This is a genomic window from Streptococcus sp. k-402, assembly GCF_013277515.1.
Lineage (GTDB): Bacteria > Bacillota > Bacilli > Lactobacillales > Streptococcaceae > Streptococcus.
Map to the genome: position 1 here is coordinate 72,176 of NZ_VMNB01000004.1, position 25,538 is coordinate 97,713.

The 25,538-nt window shown below is 40.1% G+C and carries 22 protein-coding genes and 2 pseudogenes; 22 read left to right on the forward strand and 2 right to left on the reverse strand.

Annotated features, from left to right (window positions below):
• Positions 1-52 precede the first annotated feature (52 nt).
• The 20 genes and pseudogenes from HT724_RS03085 (at position 53) to HT724_RS03190 (ending at position 21,514) form a co-directional block, all read left to right on the forward strand.
• Complete coding sequence (locus tag HT724_RS03085; protein WP_023932849.1) at positions 53-550, forward strand: GAF domain-containing protein; 498 nt, start codon at positions 53-55, stop codon at positions 548-550.
• Complete coding sequence (dnaX, locus tag HT724_RS03090) at positions 550-2,205, forward strand: DNA polymerase III subunit gamma/tau (RefSeq protein ID WP_173276277.1); 1,656 nt, start codon at positions 550-552, stop codon at positions 2,203-2,205. The genes HT724_RS03085 and dnaX overlap by 1 nt, the downstream gene beginning before the upstream one ends.
• A gap of 27 nt (positions 2,206-2,232) precedes the next feature.
• Positions 2,233-2,427: a DUF3272 domain-containing protein gene (locus HT724_RS03095; protein WP_001041547.1), complete on the forward strand. Its 195-nt coding sequence runs from the start codon at positions 2,233-2,235 to the stop codon at positions 2,425-2,427.
• Positions 2,428-2,576: 149 nt separating this feature from the next.
• Positions 2,577-3,347, forward strand: a complete 771-nt coding sequence (gene sufC, locus HT724_RS03100; RefSeq protein ID WP_000114489.1) for a Fe-S cluster assembly ATPase SufC — start codon at positions 2,577-2,579, stop codon at positions 3,345-3,347.
• Positions 3,348-3,374: 27 nt separating this feature from the next.
• Complete coding sequence (gene sufD, locus HT724_RS03105; RefSeq protein ID WP_173276276.1) at positions 3,375-4,637, forward strand: Fe-S cluster assembly protein SufD; 1,263 nt, start codon at positions 3,375-3,377, stop codon at positions 4,635-4,637.
• A gap of 10 nt (positions 4,638-4,647) precedes the next feature.
• The gene (locus tag HT724_RS03110) at positions 4,648-5,874 is read left to right on the forward strand and encodes a cysteine desulfurase (RefSeq protein WP_173276275.1); all 1,227 of its coding nucleotides are present in this window, start codon (positions 4,648-4,650) and stop codon (positions 5,872-5,874) included.
• Positions 5,861-6,301: a Fe-S cluster assembly sulfur transfer protein SufU gene (gene sufU / locus HT724_RS03115; RefSeq protein ID WP_173276274.1), complete on the forward strand. Its 441-nt coding sequence runs from the start codon at positions 5,861-5,863 to the stop codon at positions 6,299-6,301. Before HT724_RS03110 ends, sufU begins: the two co-directional genes overlap by 14 nt.
• 57 nt (positions 6,302-6,358) lie before the next feature.
• Positions 6,359-7,771 carry a Fe-S cluster assembly protein SufB gene (gene sufB / locus HT724_RS03120; protein WP_000797046.1) on the forward strand — a complete coding sequence of 471 codons (1,413 nt, stop codon included), beginning with the start codon at positions 6,359-6,361 and terminating at the stop codon, positions 7,769-7,771.
• Positions 7,772-8,072: 301 nt separating this feature from the next.
• Positions 8,073-8,900: pseudogene (locus HT724_RS10185) on the forward strand (IS630 family transposase).
• Positions 8,901-9,010: 110 nt separating this feature from the next.
• The gene (locus tag HT724_RS03140) at positions 9,011-9,247 is read left to right on the forward strand and encodes a DUF2829 domain-containing protein (protein ID WP_000141907.1); all 237 of its coding nucleotides are present in this window, start codon (positions 9,011-9,013) and stop codon (positions 9,245-9,247) included.
• A complete protein-coding gene (locus tag HT724_RS03145; RefSeq protein WP_173276270.1) occupies positions 9,240-9,938 on the forward strand; it encodes a 3-oxoacyl-ACP reductase in 699 nt (232 codons plus the stop codon). Before HT724_RS03140 ends, HT724_RS03145 begins: the two co-directional genes overlap by 8 nt.
• Positions 9,939-9,947: 9 nt before the next feature.
• Entirely contained in the window at positions 9,948-10,427 is a 480-nt protein-coding gene (locus tag HT724_RS03150; protein ID WP_173276269.1) for an NUDIX hydrolase, read from the forward strand.
• 7 nt (positions 10,428-10,434) lie between these two features.
• The gene (locus tag HT724_RS03155; protein WP_173276268.1) at positions 10,435-11,163 is read left to right on the forward strand and encodes a GNAT family N-acetyltransferase; all 729 of its coding nucleotides are present in this window, start codon (positions 10,435-10,437) and stop codon (positions 11,161-11,163) included.
• Positions 11,164-11,204: 41 nt separating this feature from the next.
• Positions 11,205-12,053, forward strand: a complete 849-nt coding sequence (locus HT724_RS03160; protein WP_173276267.1) for a putative PEP-binding protein — start codon at positions 11,205-11,207, stop codon at positions 12,051-12,053.
• Complete coding sequence (locus HT724_RS03165; protein ID WP_173276266.1) at positions 12,050-12,490, forward strand: ASCH domain-containing protein; 441 nt, start codon at positions 12,050-12,052, stop codon at positions 12,488-12,490. Before HT724_RS03160 ends, HT724_RS03165 begins: the two co-directional genes overlap by 4 nt.
• Positions 12,491-12,612: 122 nt before the next feature.
• The gene (locus tag HT724_RS03170) at positions 12,613-15,159 is read left to right on the forward strand and encodes a M1 family metallopeptidase (protein ID WP_173276265.1); all 2,547 of its coding nucleotides are present in this window, start codon (positions 12,613-12,615) and stop codon (positions 15,157-15,159) included.
• A gap of 108 nt (positions 15,160-15,267) precedes the next feature.
• Complete coding sequence (gene ciaR, locus HT724_RS03175) at positions 15,268-15,942, forward strand: two-component system response regulator CiaR (protein ID WP_000590628.1); 675 nt, start codon at positions 15,268-15,270, stop codon at positions 15,940-15,942.
• Positions 15,932-17,266, forward strand: coding sequence for a two-component system sensor histidine kinase CiaH (ciaH, locus tag HT724_RS03180; protein WP_173276264.1), 1,335 nt, complete (start codon positions 15,932-15,934; stop codon positions 17,264-17,266). The genes ciaR and ciaH overlap by 11 nt, the downstream gene beginning before the upstream one ends.
• A gap of 182 nt (positions 17,267-17,448) precedes the next feature.
• Positions 17,449-17,612: pseudogene (locus tag HT724_RS10190) on the forward strand (transposase); the annotation flags it as partial.
• Between the two features lie 368 nt (positions 17,613-17,980).
• On the forward strand, positions 17,981-21,514 hold the full coding sequence (locus tag HT724_RS03190) for a pneumococcal-type histidine triad protein (RefSeq protein ID WP_173276263.1): 3,534 nt from the start codon (positions 17,981-17,983) through the stop codon (positions 21,512-21,514).
• 400 nt (positions 21,515-21,914) lie between these two features.
• Here HT724_RS03190 and HT724_RS03195 read toward each other — a convergent pair whose 3' ends face one another.
• Positions 21,915-23,465, reverse strand: a complete 1,551-nt coding sequence (locus tag HT724_RS03195; RefSeq protein ID WP_173276262.1) for an ATP-binding cassette domain-containing protein — start codon at positions 23,463-23,465, stop codon at positions 21,915-21,917.
• A 237-nt stretch (positions 23,466-23,702) separates the two neighbouring features.
• Positions 23,703-24,020: a hypothetical protein gene (locus tag HT724_RS03200; RefSeq protein WP_001818871.1), complete on the reverse strand. Its 318-nt coding sequence runs from the start codon at positions 24,018-24,020 to the stop codon at positions 23,703-23,705.
• A gap of 159 nt (positions 24,021-24,179) precedes the next feature.
• On the opposite strand from HT724_RS03200, the gene HT724_RS03205 reads away from it, so the two are divergent.
• Complete coding sequence (locus HT724_RS03205) at positions 24,180-24,722, forward strand: DUF177 domain-containing protein (RefSeq protein WP_000773209.1); 543 nt, start codon at positions 24,180-24,182, stop codon at positions 24,720-24,722.
• Complete coding sequence (gene nth, locus HT724_RS03210; protein ID WP_173254240.1) at positions 24,722-25,351, forward strand: endonuclease III; 630 nt, start codon at positions 24,722-24,724, stop codon at positions 25,349-25,351. Before HT724_RS03205 ends, nth begins: the two co-directional genes overlap by 1 nt.
• The last annotated feature ends 187 nt before the right edge of the window (positions 25,352-25,538 follow it).

Consider the following 25,538-nt stretch of genomic DNA (forward strand, 5'->3'; position numbering starts at 1 on the left):
TAAACAAGGGATTTTTCTTTTGTCTCTGCTCCTTTTTTGATATAATAGTTCTATGTTAAAATCAGAAAAACAATCACGTTATCAAATGTTAAATGAAGAATTGTCCTTCCTATTGGAAGGCGAGACCAATGTTTTGGCTAATCTTTCCAACGCCAGTGCTCTCATAAAATCACGTTTTCCGAATACCGTATTTGCAGGTTTTTATTTGTTCGATGGAAAGGAATTGGTTTTAGGTCCCTTCCAAGGAGGTGTTTCCTGTATCCGTATTGCACTAGGCAAGGGCGTATGTGGTGAAGCTGCTGAGTTTCAGGAAACAGTCCTGGTTGGTGATGTAAGTACCTATCCCAACTATATTTCTTGTGACAGTCTAGCTAAAAGTGAAATTGTGGTGCCGATGATAAAGAATGGCCAACTACTTGGAGTTCTGGATTTGGATTCTTCAGAGATTGAGGATTACGATGCTATGGATCGAGATTATTTGGAACAATTTGTTGCTATTTTGCTTGAAAAGACGGAATGGGACTTTACAATGTTTGGGGAAAAATCTTAATGTATCAAGCACTTTATCGAAAATATAGAAGTCAAAACTTCTCCCAGTTGGTTGGTCAAGAAGTTGTGGCTAAGACTCTTAAACAAGCAGTGGAACAAGAAAAAATAAGTCATGCTTATCTTTTTTCTGGTCCTCGTGGAACGGGAAAAACCAGTGTAGCTAAGATTTTTGCTAAGGCTATGAACTGTCCCAATCAAGTGGGCGGTGAACCTTGTAATAACTGCTATATTTGTCAGGCAGTGACGGACGGTAGTTTAGAAGATGTCATTGAAATGGATGCGGCCTCTAATAATGGGGTGGATGAAATTCGTGAAATTCGTGATAAATCTACCTACGCCCCTAGTCTTGCTCGTTATAAGGTTTATATCATAGATGAGGTTCACATGCTGTCTACAGGGGCTTTTAATGCCCTCCTAAAGACGCTGGAAGAGCCAACACAGAATGTAGTCTTTATTTTGGCCACTACTGAATTGCACAAGATTCCTGCTACTATTTTATCCCGTGTGCAACGTTTTGAGTTTAAATCAATTAAGACACAGGATATTAAGGAACATATCCACTATATCTTAGAAAAAGAAAATATTAGTTCTGAACCAGAGGCTGTGGAAATCATTGCCAGACGAGCGGAAGGTGGAATGCGGGACGCCTTGTCTATTTTGGATCAAGCCCTGAGTTTGACACAGGGAAATGAATTGACGACTGCCATCTCTGAAGAAATTACTGGCACCATTAGCCTATCAGCCTTGGATGATTATGTGGCTGCCTTGTCTCAACAGGATGTTCCCAAGGCCTTGTCTTGCTTAAATCTTCTCTTTGACAATGGTAAGAGCATGACCCGTTTTGTGACCGACCTTTTGCACTATTTCAGAGACTTGTTAATTGTTCAAACAGGTGGAGAAAACACTCATCATAGTCCAGTCTTTGTAGAAAATTTGGCACTTCCTCAAGAAAATCTGTTTGAAATGATTCGCTTAGCAACAGTGAGTTTAGCAGATATTAAGTCTAGTTTGCAGCCCAAGATTTATGCTGAAATGATGACCATTCGTTTAGCGGAAATTAAGCCTGAACTAGCTCTATCAGGGGCAGTTGAACATGAAATTGCTTCGCTGAGACAAGAAGTGACACGTCTCAAACAAGAACTCGCAAATGTGGGAACTGTGCCCAAGCCAACAAATCCAGCTCCTAGTCGTCCAGCAGTAGGCAAGACAGTCTATCGTGTGGATCGAAATAAAGTGCAATCTATCTTACAAGAGGCCGTTGAAAATCCTGATTTAGCACGTCAAAACCTGATTCGTTTGCAGAATGCCTGGGGAGAGGTGATTGAAAGTCTAGGAGGTCCTGATAAGGCTCTGCTAGTTGGTTCTCAACCGGTTGCGGCCAATGAACACCATGCTATTCTTGCTTTTGAGTCTAACTTCAATGCTGGTCAAACCATGAAACGGGACAATCTCAACACTATGTTTGGCAACATTCTCAGTCAGGCAGCAGGTTTTTCACCCGAAATTTTAGCTATTTCCATGGAGGAATGGAAAGAAGTTCGCGCAGCCTTTTCAGCCAAAGCCAAATCTTCTCAAACTGAAAAAGAAGCAGAAGAAAGCCTGATTCCAGAAGGATTTGAATTTTTGGCTGATAAGGTGAAGGTAGAGGAAGACTAAAGAAAGAATTCATGATACAATAAGTTTATGAATAAACAACAATTTATTATTATGGCGCTGTTTACAGCTGCTGAGACCTATTTTTTCAATGAAGCCTGGATGACTGGCCGCTATATTATGGCAGCCTTTTGGGCTATTTTGCTCTTTAGAAATTTCCGAGTCAGTTATGTGATGGGCAAAATCGTTGATGTCATCGATCAGCATTTTAATAGGAAAGACTAGCCCTCAGCTTCCAGACAAAATCAAAGCCTTTTAGGCTTTTTTTTGTTATACTATAAAAGTATATTTATAGACCTTTTACTCTATTTCTGGGGAAATCAGACGTTTTTCTAGTAAGTACTGTAAAAGTCTTGAAAAAGAAAGGAACTATCATGTCAGTATTAGAGATCAAAGATCTTCACGTTGAGATTGAAGGAAAAGAAATTTTAAAAGGGGTTAACCTGACCCTGAAAACAGGAGAAATTGCCGCTATCATGGGACCAAATGGTACAGGTAAATCGACTCTTTCTGCCGCTATCATGGGAAATCCAAACTATGAAGTAACCAAAGGTGAAGTTTTGTTTGATGGCGTAAACATCCTTGAGTTGGAAGTGGATGAGCGTGCGCGTATGGGACTTTTCCTTGCTATGCAATACCCATCAGAAATTCCTGGAATTACCAATGCTGAGTTTCTTCGTGCAGCCATGAATGCTGGTAAAGAAGATGATGAGAAGATTTCAGTTCGTGAGTTTATTACTAAGCTAGATGAAAAAATGGAATTGCTCAACATGAAAGAAGAAATGGCAGAGCGTTACCTCAACGAAGGTTTCTCTGGTGGTGAGAAAAAACGTAATGAAATTCTTCAACTCTTGATGTTGGAACCAACTTTCGCTCTTTTGGACGAGATTGACTCAGGTCTTGATATTGATGCTCTTAAAGTCGTATCGAAAGGTGTGAATGCCATGCGTGGTGAAGGTTTTGGTGCTATGATCATCACTCACTACCAACGTCTTTTGAACTACATCACACCTGATGTGGTACACGTCATGATGGAAGGTCGTGTTGTCCTTTCAGGTGGTCCAGAATTGGCTGCGCGTTTGGAACGTGAAGGATACGCAAAACTAGCTGAAGAACTTGGTTACGACTACAAGGAAGAATTGTAATTCCCTCGTATCTTTTAGGAGAAGTAAATGACTAAAGAAAATATTAAACTTTTTTCAGAAATGCACGCTGAACCAAGCTGGTTGGCTGACCTCCGTCAAAAAGCTTTTGATAAGATTGAGAGTCTAGAATTACCAGTTATTGAGCGTGTCAAATTCCACCGTTGGAATCTGGGGGATGGGACGATTACAGAAAGCGAGCCATCAGCAAATGTTCCAGATTTCACTGCACTAGATAACCACTTGAAGTTGGTGCAAGTAGGAACGCAAACTGTTTTTGAGCAAATTCCAGTTGAGTTGGCTGAACAGGGTATCATCTTTACAGACTTCCACTCAGCTTTAGAAGAAATTCCAGAGCTTGTTGAGGAATTCTTCATGTCATCTGTCAAGTATGACGATGATAAGTTGGCAGCCTACCATACAGCTTATTTCAATAGTGGTGCTGTTCTCTATATTCCTGATAACGTGGAAATTGCTGAACCAATCGAAGGGATTTTCTATCAAGACAGCGATAGCGATGTGCCGTTTAACAAGCATATTATGATTATCGCTGGTAAAAATTCTAAGATTAGTTATCTGGAACGTTTAGAGTCACGCGGTGAAGGAAGTGCCAAAGCAACTGCTAATATCACAGTAGAAGTGATTGCACGTTCTGGAGCTCAAGTGAAGTTTGCTGCGATCGACCGTCTAGGTGAAAACGTCACTGCTTACATTAGCCGTCGTGGTAAATTAGGTAACGATGCAAGCATTGACTGGGCAATCGGTGTCATGAACGAAGGGAACGTCGTTGCGGACTTTGATAGTGACTTGATTGGTAACGGTAGCCATGCAGATCTCAAGGTTGTAGCTCTTTCAAGTGGCCGTCAGGTACAAGGTATTGATACTCGAGTGACTAACTATGGTTGCAACTCAATCGGAAATATCCTACAACATGGAGTTATTCTTGAAAAAGCAACCTTAACCTTCAATGGTATTGGCCACATTATCAAGGGTGCCAAGGGAGCAGATGCGCAACAAGAGAGCCGTGTTCTCATGCTTTCAGACCAGGCTCGTTCAGATGCTAACCCAATTCTTTTGATTGACGAAAATGACGTTACTGCAGGTCACGCGGCTTCTATCGGTCAAGTGGATCCTGAAGACATGTACTACCTCATGAGCCGTGGCTTGGACAAGGCAACTGCAGAACGTTTGGTTGTTCGTGGTTTCCTTGGATCTGTTATCGTGGAGATTCCAGTCAAGGAAGTTCGTGATGAAATGATTGCAACTATCGAAGAGAAATTGTCAAAACGCTAAGGGGAAGCCGATGTTAGATGTAGAAACGATTCGCAAGGATTTTCCAATTTTAGACCAGATTGTCAACGATGAACCGTTGGTCTATCTGGACAATGCTGCGACGACACAAAAACCACTAGCAGTTCTGGAGACGATTAACCGCTACTATGAGAACGACAATGCCAATGTTCACCGTGGTGTTCATACCTTGGCAGAAAGGGCGACAGCATCCTATGAAGCCGCTCGTGAAACCATTGCTAAGTTTATCAATGCAGGTTCGACAAAGGAAGTTCTCTTTACCAGAGGAACGACAACCAGTCTCAACTGGGTAGCACGCTTTGCTGAGGAAGTTCTGACTGAGGGAGACCAGGTCTTGATTTCCATCATGGAACACCATTCTAATATCATACCTTGGCAGGAAGCCTGTCGTAAGACTGGGGCTGAGCTGGTCTATATTTATCTCAGGGACGGTGCCTTGGATATGGATGACTTGCGAGTTAAATTGACTGATAGAGTTAAGTTTGTTTCGCTTGCCCATGCTTCAAATGTTCTTGGAGTGGTTAATCCAATCAAAGAAATCACTCAATTGGCCCACCAAGTTGGAGCCATCATGGTGGTGGATGGTGCTCAATCTACACCTCATATGAAGATTGATGTCCAGGACTTGGATGTGGACTTCTTCGCCTTTTCGGGTCACAAGATGGCTGGTCCGACTGGTATCGGTGTTCTTTATGGCAAAGAAAAGTATCTGGAGCAAATGTCACCAGTAGAATTTGGTGGTGAGATGATTGATTTCGTCTATGAGCAATCTGCTAGTTGGAAGGAATCACCTTGGAAATTTGAGGCTGGAACACCCAATATGGCTGGTGCAATCGGACTTGCTGCTGCAGTTGATTATCTGGAAAAGATTGGTATGGATGCCATTGAAGCCCATGAACAGGAATTGATCGCATACGTCTATCCAAAACTGCAGGCGATTGAAGGATTGACCATTTATGGTTCACAGGACTTGGCTCAACGGTCAGGTGTCATTGCCTTTAACCTAGGTGATCTTCATCCTCACGACCTTGCGACTGCTTTGGATTATGAAGGTGTGGCAGTTCGTGCGGGTCACCACTGTGCGCAACCCTTGCTTCAGTATTTGGATGTCCCAGCGACAGCTCGTGCAAGTTTTTATATCTACAATACCAAGGCAGATTGCGACAAGCTAGTCGATGCCTTACAAAAGACAAAGGAGTTTTTCAATGGCACTTTCTAAACTAGATAGCCTTTATATGGCAGTGGTAGCGGACCATTCGAAAAATCCACATCACCAAGGGAAGTTAGAAGACGCTGAACAAATCAGTCTCAATAATCCGACCTGTGGGGATGTGATCAATCTCTCCGTCAAGTTTGATGCAGATGACCGCTTGGAGGATATCGCTTTTCTAAACTCAGGTTGTACTATCTCAACTGCCTCTGCAAGCATGATGACGGACGCAGTTTTAGGAAAAACCAAACAAGAAATCTTAGAACTTGCGACTATTTTTTCTGAAATGGTTCAAGGGCAAAAAGATGACAGACAAGATAGTCTTGGCGATGCAGCTTTCTTGTCAGGTGTTGCCAAATTCCCTCAACGAATCAAGTGTGCAACCCTAGCTTGGAATGCCCTTAAGAAAACAATTGAAAATCAAGAAAACAACTAAGGCAAGTTTCTTTTGTCTTATGAATCAGTAGAAATGAAGAATGAAAGAAAGGATATTATGGCTGAAGAAAGAGTAGAACCAAAACCAATTGATCTTGGTGAATATAAATTTGGTTTCCATGATGATGTAGAGCCTGTCCTATCGACAGGAAAAGGATTGAATGAAGATGTCATTCGTGAACTATCAGCTGCCAAGGGAGAACCTGAGTGGATGTTAGAGTTCCGTTTGAAGTCTTATGAAACCTTTAAAAAAATGCCCATGCAAACTTGGGGAGCAGACTTGTCAGAGATTGATTTTGATGACTTGATCTACTACCAAAAACCATCTGATAAGCCAGCTCGTTCTTGGGATGATGTGCCTGAAAAAATTAAAGAAACCTTTGAACGTATCGGAATTCCAGAAGCTGAGCGTGCCTATCTAGCCGGTGCCTCTGCCCAGTACGAGTCAGAAGTAGTTTACCACAACATGAAGGAAGAATTTGAGAAGTTAGGTATCATCTTTACAGATACGGATTCTGCTCTTAAAGAATACCCAGACTTGTTTAAACAATACTTCGCTAAGTTGGTACCGCCGACAGATAACAAGTTGGCTGCCCTCAACTCAGCAGTATGGTCAGGTGGAACCTTTATCTACGTACCAAAAGGGGTCAAGGTAGATATTCCTCTTCAAACTTACTTCCGTATCAACAACGAAAATACTGGTCAGTTTGAACGTACCTTGATTATCGTTGATGAGGGAGCAAGTGTCCACTACGTAGAGGGCTGTACAGCGCCAACTTATTCAAGCAACAGCTTGCATGCGGCCATCGTAGAAATCTTTGCCTTGGACGGAGCTTATATGCGTTATACAACCATCCAAAACTGGTCTGACAACGTTTATAACTTGGTAACAAAACGTGCCAAAGCCTTGAAAGATGCGACAGTTGAGTGGATTGATGGAAACTTGGGTGCCAAGACAACTATGAAATACCCATCTGTTTATCTAGATGGAGAAGGGGCGCGTGGTACCATGCTTTCGATTGCATTTGCTAATGCAGGGCAACACCAAGATACGGGTGCTAAGATGATCCACAATGCTCCACATACAAGCTCGTCTATCGTGTCTAAATCCATCGCTAAAGGCGGAGGAAAGGTGGACTACCGTGGACAAGTAACCTTTAACAAGAACTCTAAGAAATCTGTTTCTCACATTGAGTGTGATACCATTATCATGGATGACTTGTCAGCATCAGATACTATTCCATTTAATGAAATTCACAATTCGCAAGTTGCTTTGGAACACGAAGCTAAGGTATCTAAGATTTCAGAGGAACAACTCTATTACCTCATGAGCCGTGGATTGTCAGAATCTGAGGCCACTGAGATGATAGTTATGGGATTTGTGGAGCCCTTCACAAAAGAACTTCCAATGGAATACGCAGTTGAACTTAACCGTTTGATTAGCTATGAGATGGAAGGATCAGTTGGGTAAAATTTGATTTTAGATTTACTAAAAATCAAGGACTTTGAAGATGAACTTGTGACAACAAGAAACTGAGAAAAAATATTTTAAGAACAGAAAAACGCATGATATCAGGAGTTCAAAAAAACTTGATATTATGCGTTTTATTGTGGGAAGATTTATTGCATTCTCTCATGAAATGGAGTTTTTTCCTAAGCGCTTTTGATTTTTGATATATTTTTGTGAAGACGAAGTAAGACAATATATAAAATAGTCAGTTCAAGACATGATATAGTTGCTTAGTTTAAAATAAGCATGGTCTAATAAATCTATGGCATATAGTAGAGATTTTAAACAAGGAGCCTTAGATTACATCAAAAAGGACCACAGCCATGTCGAGGCAGCCAAAGTTTTTGATGTTGGCGTCAGAACTTTCTTCACTTGGGAAAAGAAAGACGTGAACAAGGACACTTAGAGAGTAAAAAGCGTAAGAACCCTTTAGAAGAATTGAAAGCCTTTGTAGAGGCTCATCCAGACGCTTTTTTACGGGAAATTGCGGTACATTTTGATTGCGCTGTTCCTTCAGTATGGACAGCTTTAAAGCAATTCATGTCACTTTAAAAAAGACGATTAGCTCTAAGGAACAAGATCTAGAGAAAGTCGCTGAGTTTCTTGATATTTTGAATAGCCTAAAAGATTTACCAATCGTATATAATGACGAAACGGAAATCGACCGCTACCTCTATCGTTCTTATGCACGGGCTCCTAGAGGGGAGAAAGTCTATGAAAAGATTAGCGGACGGCGTTTTGAGCGGACTTCAATTGCTGCAGGACAAGTAGACAGAGAGTTTATAGCTCCCATGATTTACAAGGAAAGTATGACAATCGATTTCTTTGTGGAGTGGTTTAAAACGCAACTCCTGCCTGCTTTGAAGACACCTCATGTCATTGTTATGGACAATGCTAGTTTTCATCTCAAGCATATCTTGGATGAACTTTACCTTCAAGATAAACACTTTTTCTTACCTTTACCACCTTATTTACCAGATTTGAATCCTATTGAGCAAGCTTGGCTATCTTGAAAAAGAAAGTGACTGATTTATTAAGGGAAGTTCCAAATATTTTTGAATGTTTGGAACGCTTTTTTAAAACTAAATGACTATAATTATAAAATGCTTATTGATTTTGATTTAAAATGACTCAAAAAGCCGTTGCACAACGGTTTTTTGTTATAATTAAATGAAGAATGTAGAATTAAAGGAGAAAAACATGACATTTGAAGAGATCCTGCCTGGATTAAAGGCTAAGAAAAAATATGTACGAATTGGTTGGGGAGGGGCTGAAAACTATGTCCAACTTTTTGACACTATTGAACAAAACGGAGTTGCACTTGAAGTGACGCCTTACTTCCTAATCAACGTTTCTGGCGAAGGAGAAGGTTTTTCTATGTGGAGCCCGACACCTTGTGATGTTTTGGCGACGGATTGGGTAGAAGTGCATGACTAGGCGTGTACTCATTACAGGGGTAAGTTCAGGTATCGGATTGGCTCAAGCTCGCCTTTTTTTAGAGGAGGGCTATAAAGTCTACGGAGTGGACCAAGGTGAAAATCCACTATTACAGGGTGATTTCCATTTTTTACAGAGAGATTTGACCTTGGACTTAGAGCCTATTTTTGACTGGTGTCCTCAGGTTGATGTTTTGTGCAATACTGCGGGAATTTTGGACGATTATAAACCACTTTTGGAACAGACAGCGCAGGAAATTCAAGAAATTTTTGAAATTAACTATCTGACTCCTGTTGAGTTGACTCGGTATTATTTGACACAAATGTTAGAGAATAAAGAGGGAATCATTATCAATATGTGCTCCATTGCTTCAAGCCTAGCTGGTGGAGGTGGTCATGCCTATACTTCCTCTAAGCACGCCTTGGCTGGATTTACAAAGCAGTTGGCTATAGACTATGCAGAAGCTGGGATTCAGGTCTTTGGGATTGCTCCAGGAGCAGTCAAGACGGGTATGACCGCTGCCGACTTTGAACCAGGTGGTTTAGCGGACTGGGTGGCTAGTGAAACGCCAATCAAACGCTGGATTGAGCCAGAGGAAATAGCAGAAATTAGCCTTTTCTTAGCAAGTGAGAAAGCGAGTGCCATGCAAGGACAAATCCTTACAGTAGATGGTGGCTGGTCTTTGAAGTAGGAGGATCTGATGGAAATAAAAAGACACTTTGGAGTCTACGCTGTTTGCTTTAAAAATGGGAAATTACTCTGCATTGAAAAAACGAGAGGCCCTTATCAACGTCGGTATGATCTACCTGGAGGCAGTCAGCAACTTGGTGAAGGACTGACGGAAACGCTGATTAGAGAAGTTTTGGAAGAGACGGGATTTACTGTTAGAAGCTACTCTAATCCTCGAATCTACGATGTTTTCGTCAGGGAAGAGTTAAAAAATTTTATGGTTCACCATGTCATGGCCTTGTATGATGTTAAAATGAATGAGAGTGCACCTCAAGTTACGATTTCGGAAGCTGTGTTTGATGGTGCGAATGATTCACTTGGATATGTTTGGAAGGCAATTCAAGAGATCACAGAAGAAAATGCATCGCCATTAGTCTTGAAGGTTAAGTCTGAATTATTAGGATTTCCAGAACTGGACAAGAGCTCTTACATGAATTGGAAGGTGAAGTAGGGGGATAATGGAACTATTTAAAACATGGAAGAAAAATATGGTTCTCTATGGTCTTAAATCTCAAATTGGAACTGTCTACCGAAACAATGATAGGACAACAAGCTTTTATGATGTTGGGAATTTTCTATACCTAGCAGGGGAGTTGGATTCCAGATTTTGGGAAGATTTTGTTAGGAAATATGGTTTAGATTATAAGATTATTATTTCAGAAAATACTAATTGGCAAGATTTTCTGCATCGGAAAGTGGGGCTAAATTCTTTTACTCGCTATTCTTTTAAAGATAAGGCAAATTTTCAAGTTGAATTTTTAAATAATCTAGTTACTCATTTAGAGGAAGGTTACAATATTGTGCCTATTGATAATCATATTTATAACTGCTTTTCTGAGGAAGAATGGTCACAAGATTTACAGGGGGATTTTGAGTCCTATCAGGATTTTGTTTTAAAAGGTGGATTTGGCTTTGTGATTCTTAAAAATAATGAACTGATTGCTGGGATTTCCTCAGGGTTAGTTTACCGTGAAGCAGTTGAAGTGGAAGTTGCAACTAGACCAAACGAACAAGGAAATGGATTTGCTAAAAAGCTTGGTGCTGCAATGATTCTAGAGAGTTTAAATAGAGATATGTTTCCACTTTGGGATGCTCATAATGAGGCTTCCAAAAAAGTAGCAGAATTTTTAGGATATGAGTTAGCTGAACCTTATGAAGCTTTTGAACTAGAGGAAATTTTGACATAATTATATATGATGTTGTATCTTTTAAGACGAGGTGAATGGCTATGAAAAACCAACTTGCCCTTAGTGGCGAAAAAATTCTTGAAAAAATTTATCCTCAACTATTTCACCACGTCGGCATGATTCGTGGGGAATATTTTTTGAGAGAGCTCAATCAAAACATCCTATTACCAAGTTGTCAGGAATTTGTAAAAGATTATCTAGACACAATCTGCTCCTTGTACTCAGATGAAGAAGTCTGGTATCGTTTTTCTGAATTAACGAATACAGAAGCTAATTGTCTAAAGGGGACTAAAGAGTATTTTGATGAAAATCATCCCTTATTTGGATATAGAGGGACTAGGCGTTTACTGGCGTGTCCGGATGAATTTCAGGCTGAGGCAAATGTCGTTACAGATGTTTATCAAACCAATTCCAATCTGTCTCTTATTTTTCCTTTTGTCAATGATGCCGATCAGTTAAAGCAAGCTATTATAGTATTGCGTCATCAGGGTTTTACTGGGAAAATTGCCACGATGATTGAATTACCGTCAGCATATTTTGACTTAGATAGCATACTGGAAACGGGCATTTCAAAGATTGTAGTTGGAATGAATGATTTGACTTCTTTTATTTTTGCGACTGTGAGAAACAGTCAATGGCATGATATGGAAAGTCCAATAATGTTAGATATGCTAAGACAGATGCAGGATAAAGCAAGGATGAAAGAGATTAACTTTGCTGTAGCAGGCTATCTGAATGATTCTTTCATACAAAAAATGAATCATATGGATATCAAATGTATTCTCCATTATAGTTCTATTCCAGAGATTTTTAATTTAGAGATTGACCATCCAGACCATCTTAAACACATAAAAGAAGAAAGTAAAAAATTACAAAGGAGCAACCCATGACACCGCAGGAAATGTGGAATGCATACAAGAAAATTAACCCCTCTATTGGAGATGAGATAGATGCCTGGGCTTTTGGAGTGGAACCAGACCTTTTAGCAGATTTGGTTTTAAAAGGAGAAAAGACAGCAACGGCTTCAGCCTACGACCTCTACGCAGTAGAGGACGAACCCCTTCCGCAAGAAGGGACCTTCGATGTCATTTTAAATAGCCAAGATCAAGCTGTCTGTATTGTCGAAATTACAAAGGTTTCTGTCCAGCCCTTCAATCAAGTTTCTGCACAACATGCCTTTAAGGAAGGGGAAGGTGACAAATCCCTAGCCTATTGGCGTCAGGTTCATGAAGCCTTTTTTATGGACTGCTTAGGAGAAGCAGGACTGACTTTTACACCTGACAGCAAGGTTGTTTTAGAAGAATTTCGCAAGGTCTACCCTCTGTAGACTGTTAGACGGAAGAAAGTTTTGGAAATCACCGTCCAATCCTTTTTTCTCAAGCAAAATATGATATAATAAGTTTGTTTGAAGTAGAGCTCTAGCTCTTAAACTTAGAATAGGAGAAAACTATGCAAGCAGTTGAACATTTTATTAAGCAATTTGTTCCTGAACATTATGATTTATTTTTAGACTTGAGTCGTGAGACCAAGACCTTTTCCGGGAAGGTGACCATCACTGGTCAAGCACAGAGTGACCGTATTTCCCTTCACCAAAAGGATTTGGAAATCGCTTCTGTAGAAGTTGTAGGGGCAACTCGTCCATTCACAGTCGATAGTGAAAATGAAGCTCTTCATATCGAACTTGCAGAAGCAGGTCAAGTTGAAGTGGTTATCGCTTTCTCAGGAAAAATTACAGACAACATGACAGGGATTTACCCTTCTTATTACACAGTTGATGGAGTCAAGAAGGAAGTATTGTCAACTCAATTCGAGAGCCATTTTGCGCGCGAAGCCTTCCCATGTGTGGATGAGCCAGAAGCCAAAGCAACTTTTGATCTCGCTCTTCGTTTTGACCAAGCAGAAGGTGAATTGGCCTTGTCAAACATGCCAGAAATCGATGTTGAAAACCGTAAGGAAACAGGTATCTGGAAGTTTGAGACAACACCTCGCATGTCTTCTTACTTGTTAGCCTTTGTTGCTGGTGATTTGCAAGGTGTAACGGCTAAAACTAAAAACGGTACTCTTGTAGGTGTCTACTCAACCAAAGCTCACCCACTATCTAACCTTGATTTCTCACTCGACATTGCCGTTCGCTCTATCGAGTTTTACGAAGATTACTATGGAGTCAAGTACCCAATCCCTCAATCTCTCCACATCGCCCTTCCTGACTTCTCAGCTGGTGCTATGGAAAACTGGGGTCTTGTCACTTACCGTGAAGTTTACTTGGTTGTGGATGAGAACTCAACATTTGCCAGCCGTCAACAAGTTGCTCTTGTCGTGGCACATGAATTGGCTCACCAATGGTTTGGTAACCTGGTAACTATGAAATGGTGGGATGACCTTTGGCTCAATGAAAGCTTCGCCAACATGATGGAATATGTCTGTGTGGATGCTATTGAACCAAGCTGGAATATCTTTGAAGACTTCCAAACAGGTGGTGTTCCATCTGCCTTGAAACGTGACGCTACTGATGGCGTTCAGTCTGTCCACGTCGAAGTTAAACACCCAGATGAAATCAATACCCTCTTTGACGGAGCTATCGTCTATGCCAAAGGAAGCCGTCTCATGCACATGCTTCGTCGTTGGCTAGGTGATGCCGATTTTGCCAAAGGTTTGCATGCTTACTTTGAAAAACATCAATACAGCAATACAATTGGTCGTGACCTATGGAATGCCCTTGGACAAGCGTCTGGACGTGATGTCGCAGCCTTCATGGATTCTTGGTTGGAGCAACCTGGTTACCCAGTTCTCACTGTCAAAGTTGAAAATGATGTCTTGAAGATTTCACAAAAACAATTCTTCATCGGTGAGCACGAAGATAAGAACCGTCTCTGGGTTGTGCCACTGAATAGCAACTGGAAAGGCTTGCCTGATACACTTGAAACTGAAAGTATCGAAATCCCTGGCTACGCAGCCCTTATTGCTGAAAACAAAACAGCACTTCGCCTCAACACAGAAAATACAGCCCACTACATTACAGACTATCAAGGAGACTTGTTAGATGCTGTTCTTGCTGAGCTAGAGACACTTGATAACACAAGTAAACTGCAAATCGTCCAAGAACGTCGTTTGCTTGCTGAGGCAGGGCATATTTCTTATGCTGACTTGCTCCCAGTTCTTGATAAACTTGCTAAGGAAGAATCTTACCTTGTTGTTTCAGCTGTTTCTCAAGTGATTTCGGCCCTTGAGCGCTTTATCGATGAAGGAACAGAAGCTGAAACAGCCTTCAAAGCACTAGTTGCTAAATTAGCTCGTCACAACTATGACCGTCTTGGTTTTGAAGCTAAAGATGGCGAATCAGATGAGGATGAATTGGTTCGTCAGTTGGCTGTTTCTATGATGATTCGCTCAAATGCTGCAGAAGCTAGTCAAGTCGCTAGTCAAATCTTTGCAGCCCACAAGGAGAATCTTGCAGGACTTCCAGCAGCTATTCGCTCACAAGTTCTGATCAATGAGATGAAACATCATGAGACTAAAGACTTGTTAGCACTTTATATTGACACTTATACGCACGCAACAGATGCTGTCTTTAAACGTCAGTTGGCAGCTGCTCTTGCCTATAGTAAAGATGCGGACAATATCCAAACCTTGATTGCTTCTTGGAAGGACAAATTTGTGGTGAAACCACAGGACTTGTCAGCTTGGTATAATCATTTCCTATCTCATCAAGCAACTCAGGAAAAAGCTTGGTCTTGGGCGCGTGAAAACTGGGCTTGGATTAAGGCAGCCCTTGGAGGAGATATGAGCTTTGATAGTTTTGTTATCCTTCCTGCACACGTATTTAAGACTCAGCAATGTTTGGCAGAGTACAAGGAGTTCTTTGAGCCACAACTTTCTGACCTTGCTCTTAGCCGTAACATCGGTATGGGGATCAAGGAAATTGCAGCGCGTGTTGACTTGATTAACCGTGAAAAAGCTGCAGTGGAAGCAGTCGTTCTTCAATACGGAAACGCATAAATAAGCCTAAAATAAAAAGAAAACTCAGCTATCTCATGTAAAATTCAGAGAGTTGAGTTTTTTTTAAGGCAAATTTGGTATAATGGTTTTAATAAGGAGGAGTTTCTCATGATAAAAATCTTATTGGTTGAGGATGACCTAGGCCTGTCAAATTCAGTATTTGACTTTTTAGATGATTTTGCGGATGTCATGCAGGTATTTGATGGGGAAGAAGGTCTCTACGAAGCTGAAAGTGGTGTCTATGACTTGATTTTGCTCGATTTGATGTTACCAGAAAAAAATGGCTTCCAAGTCTTGAAAGAATTGCGTGAAAAGGGAATTACGACACCAGTTCTGATCATGACCGCCAAGGAAAGTTTGGATGACAAGGGACATGGATTTGAACTGGGAGCGGATGATTATTTGACCAAGCCATTCTACCTAGAAGAACTCAAAATGCGGATTCAGGCTCTTCTCAAACGTTCAGGCAAGTTTAATGAAAATACGCTATCTTATGGAGATATTCTCATCAATTTATCAACAAATACCGTTAAGGTTGAAGATACTACTGTCGAATTGCTGGGGAAAGAGTTCGATTTATTGGTTTATTTCCTTCAAAATCAAAATGTTATTTTGCCTAAGACGCAGATTTTTGATCGTCTATGGGGATTTGATAGTGATACAACGATTTCGGTTGTCGAAGTTTATGTTTCAAAAGTCCGTAAGAAATTAAAAGGAACCACTTTTGCAGAGAATTTGCAAACCTTGCGCAGTGTTGGGTATATTTTAAAAGATGTTCAGTAAACTAAAAAAAACATGGTATGCGGATGACTTTAGTTATTTTATCCGCAACTTCGGTGTCTTCACTCTGATTTTCTCTACAATGACTCTGATTATTTTACAGGTCATGCATTCGAGTCTCTATACTTCGGTGGATGATAAGCTCCACGGACTGAGTGAAAATCCTCAGGCAGTTATTCAGCTGGCAGTAAATAGGGCAACAGAAGAGATTAAAGATTTAGAGAATGCCGCTACAGATACTAGTAAGACTGAGGTGAAACCCAATGTCAGTTCCAATACGGAAGTCATTCTCTTTGATAAGAACTTTACCCAACTTCTTTCTGGAAATCGATTTTTGGGCTTGGATAAGATTAAGTTAGAAAAGAAAGAACTAGGCCATATCTATCAAATTAAGGTTTTTAATAGCTATGGGCAGGAAGAAATCTATCGCATGATTTTGATGGAAACCAATATCAGTTCGGTTTCAACCAATATCAAGTATGCTGCTGTCTTGATAAATACCAGTCAGTTGGAGCAGGCTAGTCAAAAACATGAGCAATTGATTGTGGTCGTGATGGCTAGTTTCTGGATTTTGTCTTTGCTTGCCAGTCTCTATCTAGCTAGGGTCAGTGTTCGTCCTCTGCTTGAGAGTATGCAGAAGCAACAGTCCTTTGTGGAAAATGCCAGTCATGAGTTACGAACTCCACTTGCAGTTTTGCAAAATCGCCTAGAGACCCTCTTTCGTAAGCCAGAAGCTACCATTATGGATGTGAGCGAAAGCATTGCATCGAGTTTGGAAGAAGTCCGAAATATGCGGTTTTTGACGACAAACTTGCTGAACTTAGCTCGGAGAGATGATGGGATTAAGCCGGAGCTTGCAGAAGTTCCAACTAGTTTTTTCAATACGACTTTCACAAACTATGAGATGATTGCTTCGGAAAATGATCGTGTCTTCCGTTTTGAAAATCGGATCCATCGTCCGATTGTGACGGATCAACTTCTCTTGAAGCAGTTGATGACGATTCTCTTCGATAATGCTGTCAAGTATACTGAAGAGGATGGTGAAATTGATTTTCTTATCTCAGCGACCGATCGCAATCTGTATTTACTGGTTTCTGATAATGGAGTCGGTATTTCGACAGAAGATAAGAAGAAAATTTTTGACCGTTTTTATCGCGTAGACAAGGCTAGAACCCGGCAAAAAGGTGGTTTTGGTTTAGGATTATCCCTAGCCAAGCAAATTGTAGATGCCCTAAAAGGAACCATTACTGTTAAAAATAATAAGCCAAAGGGAACAATCTTTGAAGTGAAGATTGCCATCCACACACCATCTAAAAAGAAAAAATAAACATATCGCTCCGGATGGGGCGATATTTTGTATTATGTGACTTTCGGTCCGTCTCACTAAGTCAGGTGTGAGACAGGCAAACCACCCACTATGCGGGTGCGCGTCGAAGGTTATACCAAAAAAACTCCGAACGCGATACAATAAAGGTGTTAAAGCCAATTGTAAAGCGAAAGGAGAAAAATATGGCACAAAAGGCTCATAGTTTATCGCACACAAAGTGGCACTGTTCTATCATATTGTGTTCACCCCTAAGTATAGACGAAAAGTCATCTATAATCAATATCGAAGTAGTTTAGGCGAAATATTTCATCGTTTGTGTAGTTATAAAGGAGTTGAAATTATCCAGTGAATGATTTCTTCACGAGTATGAAAATTTGAGAACTAGTAAAGCATGATATAGTACTAGAGAAATTAAGTGTAAAAGAATATGAGGATTCTTTTAGGGATAGTAGTAAGTAATACTAAAGCTTCTTTAAGATGCAAGTGACGAGTCAAGAGCAATAAGGCTTGAGCAAAGTGAAAGTCAGCGTCTTTAGGCGCTGGTTGGTAATTTAGGCAATAATTAAAATGATATAAAAATCTTGACAGATAAACTTAAAAAAGGTAAACTATTTACTGGTTAATTAAATGGTTAAATAACCAGTTTAGAAAAATTGTTTAACCGAGAAAAAGAAGTTAAGAAAAAGCTTCATCATTTATTGAAATGAGGGATTTATGAAATTCAGTAAAAAATATATAGCAGCTGGATCAGCTGTTATCGTATCCTTGAGTCTATGTGCTTATGCACTGAACCAGCATCGCTCGCAGGAAAATAAGGACAATAATCGTGTCTCTTATGTGGATGGTAGTCAGTCCAGTCAGAAAACTGAAAACCTGACACCAGATCAGGTTAGCCAGAAAGAAGGAATTCAGGCTGAGCAAATTGTCATCAAAATTACAGATCAGGGCTATGTGACGTCACACGGTGACCACTATCATTACTATAATGGGAAAGTTCCTTATGATGCCCTCTTTAGTGAAGAACTTTTGATGAAGGATCCAAACTACCAACTTAAGGATGGAGATATTGTCAATGAGGTCAAGGGTGGCTATATCATCAAGGTCGATGGAAAATATTATGTCTACCTGAAAGATGCAGCTCATGCTGATAATGTTCGAACCAAGGATGAAATCAATCGTCAAAAACAAGAACATGCCAAAGATAATGAGAAGGTCAACTCTAATGTTGCTGTAGCAAGGTCTCAGGGACGTTATACGACAGATGATGGTTATGTCTTTAATCCAGCTGATATTATCGAAGATACGGGTGATGCTTATATCGTTCCTCACGGAGGTCACTATCACTACATTCCAAAAAGTGATTTATCTGCTAGTGAATTAGCAGCAGCAAAAGCTCATCTAGCTGGTAAAAATACGCAACCGAGTCAGTTAAGCTATTCTTCAGCAGCTAGTGACAATAACACGCAATCTGTAGCAAAAGGCTCAACTAGCAAGCCAGCAACTAAAGATGAAAATCTCCAAAGTCTATTGAAAGAACTCTATGATTTACCTAGCGACCAACGTTACAGTGAATCAGATGGTTTGGTCTTTGACCCTGCTAAGATTATCAGTCGTACACCAAATGGAGTTGCGATTCCGCATGGCGACCATTATCACTTTATTCCTTATAGCAAACTTTCTCCTTTAGAAGAAAAGATTGCCAGAATGGTGCCTATCGGTGGAACTGGTTCTACAAATGAAAAACCTAATGAAGTAGCGTCTAGTCTAGGAAGTCTTTCAAGTAGTCCATCTACTTTGAATCATGCCTCATTACTTACAAATAAGCCTATCTCTTCAACATCTGATGGCTATATTTTTAATCCAAAAGATATTGTTGAGGAAACAGCAACAGCTTATATCGTAAGACATGGTGATCATTTCCATTACATTCCTAAGTTGAATCAAATTGGTCAACCGACTCTTCCCAATAATGGTCTCGCAACACCTTCGCCATCTCTTCCAATCAATCCAGGAACTTCACATGAGGAACATGAAGAAGATGGGCACGGCTTTGATGCTAATCGTACTATTGCGGAAGATGCGGCAGGCTTTGTCATGACTCATGGTAACCACAATCATTACTTCTTCAAGAAAGATTTGACACCAGAGCAAATTAAGGCCGCACAGGATCACTTGAAAGGTGGAAGTCCAGCAACACCAAGTCCAGCCCATGATGATCACGATGATGATGAGCATGACCACCATCATGGGGAAGACCATGATCACGGTTTTGATGCCGATCGTGTCATTAGTGAGGATGAGCAAGGCTTTGTCATGACTCATGGTAACCACAATCATTACTTCTTCAAGAAAGATTTGACAGCAGACCAAATTAAGGCCGCACAGGATCATTTGAAAGCACATCATGATGCAGAGCCTGTAAAACCTCTTGCTAAAACGGTAGAGTCTTTCTCAAGAGATGCTAGTGATGAAGAAAAAATTGCTTATATTTCTAAAACATACGGAGTTCCACTTGAAGCTATTAGAATTTCAAACGGATTCTTTGTCTTTGGAAATCCAGACCAAGCCTACGATCCAACTCATATCCACCCATATGCTGTTCGTAAGGAACACGTTCGACTTCCACTCCAAACTGGAAATCCAGAACTTGATTTCCTAAATGAACTTTACACGACTGCTTTGCGAGATGGTGTGTCTCCGTATAGCTTACAGGTAGAAAATGGTAGTTTTGTGATTCCTCATGGTGACCACAATCACTACATCAAGGTGCAAACTAAGGGATATGAAGTGGCTTTGAAAAACAAGATTCCAGCCCTACAATCCAACTACCAACCTGGAACTTTTGATGAGAAGGCAGTCTTGGAAAAAGTAGATCAACTTCTAGCTGATAGCAGAAGTATCTACAAAGACAAGCCTATCGAACAAAGACAGATTGAGTTAGCCTTAGGTCAGTTTACTGAGAACATGAAGAAACTGGCAACCAACTCTACAGCAGGTTATCTTGCGACATTAGAACTCTTTGATAAGCAATATATCCATATTGATGAAAGTGTCAAACCTGTTGAAACAAGTGCTTTAGATAAGAAATATCAGGCCTTGATCGATAAAATCAATACACTAGATACTGACTCTTATGGACTTCCTAAAAAAGACCTTCTCGTTCGACTCCAAGAAGCTAAATTGGCTAAAGATGAAGCTGCTTTAGTAGCAGTTGAATCACAACTTCAAGCTCTTCAAGACTTTAATGATCGTACTGGTGATACAACAGTGGAATATATCAAGTACTTCTATGAGCATGTAAACGATAGTCGTTTAAATGAGGAGCTTCGTAATAAAGTAGCTAATTTGACTTTTACTTTATATCAATCTCAATCCTTCCGTAAGGCTGTGGACTTGAATAAACTGTTCCCAAGCATTTATCAAACAAAACAAGAAGTAGAAGAGGCTTTGAAAAATCAGCCAGCTACTGTAAAAGTAAATGAAACAGTTTTAGATAAAGAAACAGTTGATAACCAATCTGCTAAGCAAGCGATTTATGAATTTTTGAAAGATCTTTATCCTGATCTTAAAAAAGAAGAGCATGTCAATCATGTTAGCAAGGAAGAAGTAGAAAGTCTCTTGAGCAAGGCAAATCAACTCTTGGAGCAAATCCAAGAAGAAGGAATCAGACAATCTTTGGCAGAAGAAGTAGAAAATCTCAAAGCTGCTACAAACAAGGCTGATGCAGACTTGGATGAAGTAAGCAGCCAGGTGAAAGATGTTTTGACTCGTATCGCTAGCGCCCTTCAACAAGAAAAGGAAAATGCTGAACAAGATCCTCAGACACTTGTACTCTATCAAAAACTCTACGATATTCTCATATCGCTTCACTCTTATTTAGAAAGTAATAATGGTTCTGATGAGGACTTTGATAAAGTGGATGCATTACTAGATCAACTTTCTGCTAAGAGTAAAGACAAAGCAGCTTTACTTGAATTGACAAAAGCTATTCTAGTTTTGAATCACCAAATCCAGTCAAAAGCTAGCGCAAGTGAAGAAACAAGTCCAGCAAGAAATGCTGAAGCAAATGGTGATAACACCAGTGCTGAGAACCAACCAAACGCAACTGCAGAATCTAACAGTGAAACTGCTAGCGACGAAAACAAACCGAGCAACGCAACAGATTCTAAACCTGCTGAACCAGCTTTAGAAAAGGAAACAACAGAATCTACAACAAGTACTGGAAATCAAGCAAAACCAGTAGAATAAAAAAGTTTGTGGTCGTAGATCTAGGAGATTTTCCCATTCAAGGCTGTTTCCTATTTCTCATTGTAATTATAAACCATGGAAACATAAGAAAACGAGCATTTCCAACTGAGGAAGTGCTCGTTTTTTGATAGTTAGAAGTAGTTTTTATCCGTCTATTTAGAGTTGATTACAAATGATCTTGAAAGAAATTATTGACTTGAATGTGGATATAAGATTTATTCACTGATTATAATGTTCAAATAGCACTTCAAAGCCAAAAATTATCTTCAGGAGTGTGAATATTATAAAATTTGTCCCAAACTTAATCTATAATAATCAATTTATAAAAAATAAACATTGTAGTCGTATTTTAAAGATTGTTTTTCCAACAATTCTTTAGGTTTCTTTTTGTTTATAAATCTTATAAATTAACTACCTCCAAACCATGCTCTGTCAAGCGATAGATGGTCGAACAGACCTCTTTTAAGAAACGACGGTCATGCGAAACAGTGATGACACCGCCTGGATAGGTTGCAAAGAGTTTTCTGATTTGGGGTTGAGAAGTGGGAGAAAAGTTTCGTGTAGGTTCATCCAACAGGAGAAAGTTTGGTTTGCACAAGACTAAATCCAAAAGCAGGAGTTTACCCTGTTGTCCGCCAGATAAGGAGCGAATTTGATGTTGCATTTCTGGATAACTGAAATTGAGACTGGCTAGGTGAGATTGGATTTTCTGAAGTTCCTCTTTTTCCCCAGTTTTGCTGAGATAGGCTATTGGGGATAAATCCAATTGCAGTTTTTTGTGGTAATCTTGTGGCATAAAACCAAGTAAAATCTCTCTTTTATCATTAAAAAGTTGCTGTAACTTGGCTAACAGAGTTGATTTTCCAACACCATTTGGGCCGATGATACCAATTTTTTCTTGGCCACGGACAGTTAATTGTAGTTCTTGCACCAAAATTCGCTCGCCAATGGACAAATTTTCTTTTTCCAGTTGGATTAAGACTTTAGAAGTCGCTAATGGCTGTATATCTGAGAAGAAAAGTCTGATTTCTTCCTCTTCAAGTGGTTTTTGGGTCATGGACTGAGCTATCTTTTCAAAGCGTTTTTCTTGAGAGAGAACATTTTTCATTTTTTTAGCCAATAGGCGACCGGCAGTACTGTCTTTAGTAGCTCGAAGCGCAGTTTCTACATTTTGCTTGACTCGTCGTTGTTTTTCCATAGTTTTATCATAGGCTCTTTGGTCGTTAGCAGCTTGCTGGCTTTGTCTGACAAAATTAGCCTTTCTCTGGTCGCTATAGCTATCATAATCTAAATGCTCTACTAGTGTTTCCGCTTCTTTACGGTGCTTGACCAGTCGCAAGTGGACAATAGTGTCTGCCGTTTGAGACAGAAAGTCCTCATCATGGGAGATGAAAATAACAGTTTGCCGAATCTTTTGAATCTGACTTTTTAGCCAATCAACTGTTTCAAGGTCTAGGTCATTTGAAGGTTCATCTAAAAATAGAATCTCAAAGGGTTTGGCTAACTCATGGATGAGCTGAATCTTCAAAGATTCGCCCCCCGAAAGGCTCCCAATCTCTTGATCGCTAGCGAAACGATTGCTATCAAAATGCAACTCCTCAGCCAAACGATAGAGGATACTGTAGTCTAAATCAGCAGGATCTAAGAAAAAGTAGTCGTGTAGAGTTTTCTTTTTCAGGTCCTCGGGAAGTTTTTGAGGAATGTAAGCCAGTGACTGATGGTCAGACTGGATGTCTCCCCTGATAGTGAAATCAGGCAAAGCTTCCCCCATTAAAGTTTTAAGCAAGGTTGATTTGCCATTTCCTTCTTCCCCAATAATAGCTACCTTTTCCTCATCCTGGATGGTCATGCTTAGATCAGAGACAAGGTCTCGTAAATCTTTGTTTTGTGTGATGGTCAGGTGATTGATTTTTATCATATGATTGCCCTTTCTATAATGTCCATAGTGCATAACAAAAAGCTCTACTTTACCTAGTAGAGCCAAAGTCTATGTCAAAAAAACTCTATTAAAATGCCAGAAAAAGAGCATAAAAGAGCACATAAAAAGAGACAAAAACAAGATCTACTAAATAAAGGTTCTTTATTTGATAGACTTAGTTGTTCATGTCTCCCTTACCTCCGAGTATTAGTATCTTTATACTATACCTTTAAGGAAATTTTGTCAACAGAAAACTGGAAATTCTATGCTCTAAAATCCAAAAACAGGTCCATAGAGACTTAGTACGTGTTTGACATGCTCGTAATGGATTTTATCATAGTTTCGCCAAGCAGTGCGTGCTTGATCGTTTAGTTTTAGGCTACCCAGTCCAATCAGAGGACTGGTGGGTTGGTAAAATTTCTCAAGATCAATTAAGATACTGTTGTTCAACTTTTCCGTTTTTTTGAGCTCTTGCATAGTAGTGTTTAGCAGCTCTTGTAGTCTAATATCATCTGCCGTACCCTGTTTACAGTTTTGGTAGCTTTTATTTAACTTGGATAGGAGTTGAATGAGTTTCTTGTCTTCCATGTGAGCATCCTCCTTGATCTGATGTAGTATAGCAATAAAAAAAAACAAAAATGTCATAGTAAATATGTAAAAAATTCGAATGTTATTTACAAAGTTTGGTGGGCTGATTTGTAGGCTTTTCATGGTATAATCAAGAGAGTAAATCTTTATGGAGGAAGTATGAAATTAAATATTCAAGAAATTCGTAAGCAGTCTGAAGGCTTGCATTTTGAACAAACGTTAGACCTAGCCGCAGACTTGCGTGCACGTAATCAAGAAATTTTAGATGTAAAAGATATCCTTGCAGTTGGGAAAGTCCAATATGAAGACCGTATGTATTTCTTAGATTATCAGTTGTCTTATACCATTGTCCTTGCTTCAAGTCGTAGTATGGAGCCAGTTGAGTTGGCTGAATCTTATCCAGTCACAGAAGTTTTCATGGAAGGCGCAACTAACCAGCTAGATCAAGAAGTTTTAGACGATGATTTGGTCTTGCCTATCGAAAATGGAGAACTTGACCTTGCTGAGAGCGTGTCAGACAATATCCTACTAAACATTCCTATCAAGGTCTTGACGGCTGAAGAAGAAGCAGGTCAAGGTTTTGTGTCAGGAAATGACTGGCAAATCATGACAGAAGAAGAATACCAAGCCCAACAAGCGGTTAAGAAAGAAGAAAACAGTCCTTTTGCTGGCTTACAAGGACTATTTGATGGAGACGAATAATGGTCTTGTCAAAAAAACGCGCACGAAAGGTGCTAGAAGAAATTATTGCTCTTTTTCCAGATGCCAAGCCCAGTCTTGATTTTACCAATCATTTTGAACTACTAGTTGCGGTCATGTTGTCAGCTCAGACAACGGATGCAGCGGTAAATAAGGCCACACCAGGTCTCTTTACCGCCTTTCCAACGCCACAAGCCATGTCTGTGGCGACTGAGAGTGAGATTGCCTCACACATTTCTCGCCTGGGACTGTATCGAAATAAGGCTAAATTCCTAAAAAAATGTGCCCAACAGTTACTAGACGATTTTGATGGTCAAGTCCCTCAAACACGAGAGGAATTAGAGAGTTTGGCAGGTGTTGGTCGAAAGACAGCCAATGTTGTCATGAGTGTAGGATTTGGGATTCCAGCCTTTGCAGTGGATACTCATGTGGAGCGTATTTGCAAACACCACGATATTGTCAAAAAATCAGCGACACCACTTGAGGTGGAAAAGCGGGTCATGGATATCTTGCCGCCTGAGCAGTGGTTAGCAGCCCATCAGGCCATGATTTATTTTGGAAGAGCCATTTGTCATCCTAAAAATCCAGAGTGTGACCAGTACCCACAGTTATATGATTTTAGCAATTTATAAGATGGGATTTCAAAAGTTTTTGCTTGATTTTAAGCATGCTTTGTGCTATAGTAATTGATAACTAAATATTCCTTTAAACCTGTCCCGTGAGGCAGGCAAGGAGCGTGATAAAGTAGAAGGGTGAAGTCTATACTGTTTCCAGTAGGGCTTACTTAGCTATACATTTCAAGTCTCCTTGTTTAAGGAG

What these genes read in the sequence shown, in the direction of transcription:
- HT724_RS03085 (WP_023932849.1), top strand. Translation starts at nt 53, where the DNA reads ATGTTAAAATCAGAAAAACAATCACGTTATCAAATGTTAAATGAAGAA.
- dnaX (WP_173276277.1), top strand. Translation starts at nt 550, where the DNA reads ATGTATCAAGCACTTTATCGAAAATATAGAAGTCAAAACTTCTCCCAG.
- HT724_RS03095 (WP_001041547.1), top strand. Translation starts at nt 2,233, where the DNA reads ATGAATAAACAACAATTTATTATTATGGCGCTGTTTACAGCTGCTGAG.
- sufC (WP_000114489.1), top strand. Translation starts at nt 2,577, where the DNA reads ATGTCAGTATTAGAGATCAAAGATCTTCACGTTGAGATTGAAGGAAAA.
- sufD (WP_173276276.1), top strand. Translation starts at nt 3,375, where the DNA reads ATGACTAAAGAAAATATTAAACTTTTTTCAGAAATGCACGCTGAACCA.
- HT724_RS03110 (WP_173276275.1), top strand. Translation starts at nt 4,648, where the DNA reads ATGTTAGATGTAGAAACGATTCGCAAGGATTTTCCAATTTTAGACCAG.
- sufU (WP_173276274.1), top strand. Translation starts at nt 5,861, where the DNA reads ATGGCACTTTCTAAACTAGATAGCCTTTATATGGCAGTGGTAGCGGAC.
- sufB (WP_000797046.1), top strand. Translation starts at nt 6,359, where the DNA reads ATGGCTGAAGAAAGAGTAGAACCAAAACCAATTGATCTTGGTGAATAT.
- HT724_RS03140 (WP_000141907.1), top strand. Translation starts at nt 9,011, where the DNA reads ATGACATTTGAAGAGATCCTGCCTGGATTAAAGGCTAAGAAAAAATAT.
- HT724_RS03145 (WP_173276270.1), top strand. Translation starts at nt 9,240, where the DNA reads ATGACTAGGCGTGTACTCATTACAGGGGTAAGTTCAGGTATCGGATTG.
- HT724_RS03150 (WP_173276269.1), top strand. Translation starts at nt 9,948, where the DNA reads ATGGAAATAAAAAGACACTTTGGAGTCTACGCTGTTTGCTTTAAAAAT.
- HT724_RS03155 (WP_173276268.1), top strand. Translation starts at nt 10,435, where the DNA reads ATGGAACTATTTAAAACATGGAAGAAAAATATGGTTCTCTATGGTCTT.
- HT724_RS03160 (WP_173276267.1), top strand. Translation starts at nt 11,205, where the DNA reads ATGAAAAACCAACTTGCCCTTAGTGGCGAAAAAATTCTTGAAAAAATT.
- HT724_RS03165 (WP_173276266.1), top strand. Translation starts at nt 12,050, where the DNA reads ATGACACCGCAGGAAATGTGGAATGCATACAAGAAAATTAACCCCTCT.
- HT724_RS03170 (WP_173276265.1), top strand. Translation starts at nt 12,613, where the DNA reads ATGCAAGCAGTTGAACATTTTATTAAGCAATTTGTTCCTGAACATTAT.
- ciaR (WP_000590628.1), top strand. Translation starts at nt 15,268, where the DNA reads ATGATAAAAATCTTATTGGTTGAGGATGACCTAGGCCTGTCAAATTCA.
- ciaH (WP_173276264.1), top strand. Translation starts at nt 15,932, where the DNA reads ATGTTCAGTAAACTAAAAAAAACATGGTATGCGGATGACTTTAGTTAT.
- HT724_RS03190 (WP_173276263.1), top strand. Translation starts at nt 17,981, where the DNA reads ATGAAATTCAGTAAAAAATATATAGCAGCTGGATCAGCTGTTATCGTA.
- HT724_RS03195 (WP_173276262.1), bottom strand. Translation starts at nt 23,465, where the DNA reads ATGCACTATGGACATTATAGAAAGGGCAATCATATGATAAAAATCAAT.
- HT724_RS03200 (WP_001818871.1), bottom strand. Translation starts at nt 24,020, where the DNA reads ATGGAAGACAAGAAACTCATTCAACTCCTATCCAAGTTAAATAAAAGC.
- HT724_RS03205 (WP_000773209.1), top strand. Translation starts at nt 24,180, where the DNA reads ATGAAATTAAATATTCAAGAAATTCGTAAGCAGTCTGAAGGCTTGCAT.
- nth (WP_173254240.1), top strand. Translation starts at nt 24,722, where the DNA reads ATGGTCTTGTCAAAAAAACGCGCACGAAAGGTGCTAGAAGAAATTATT.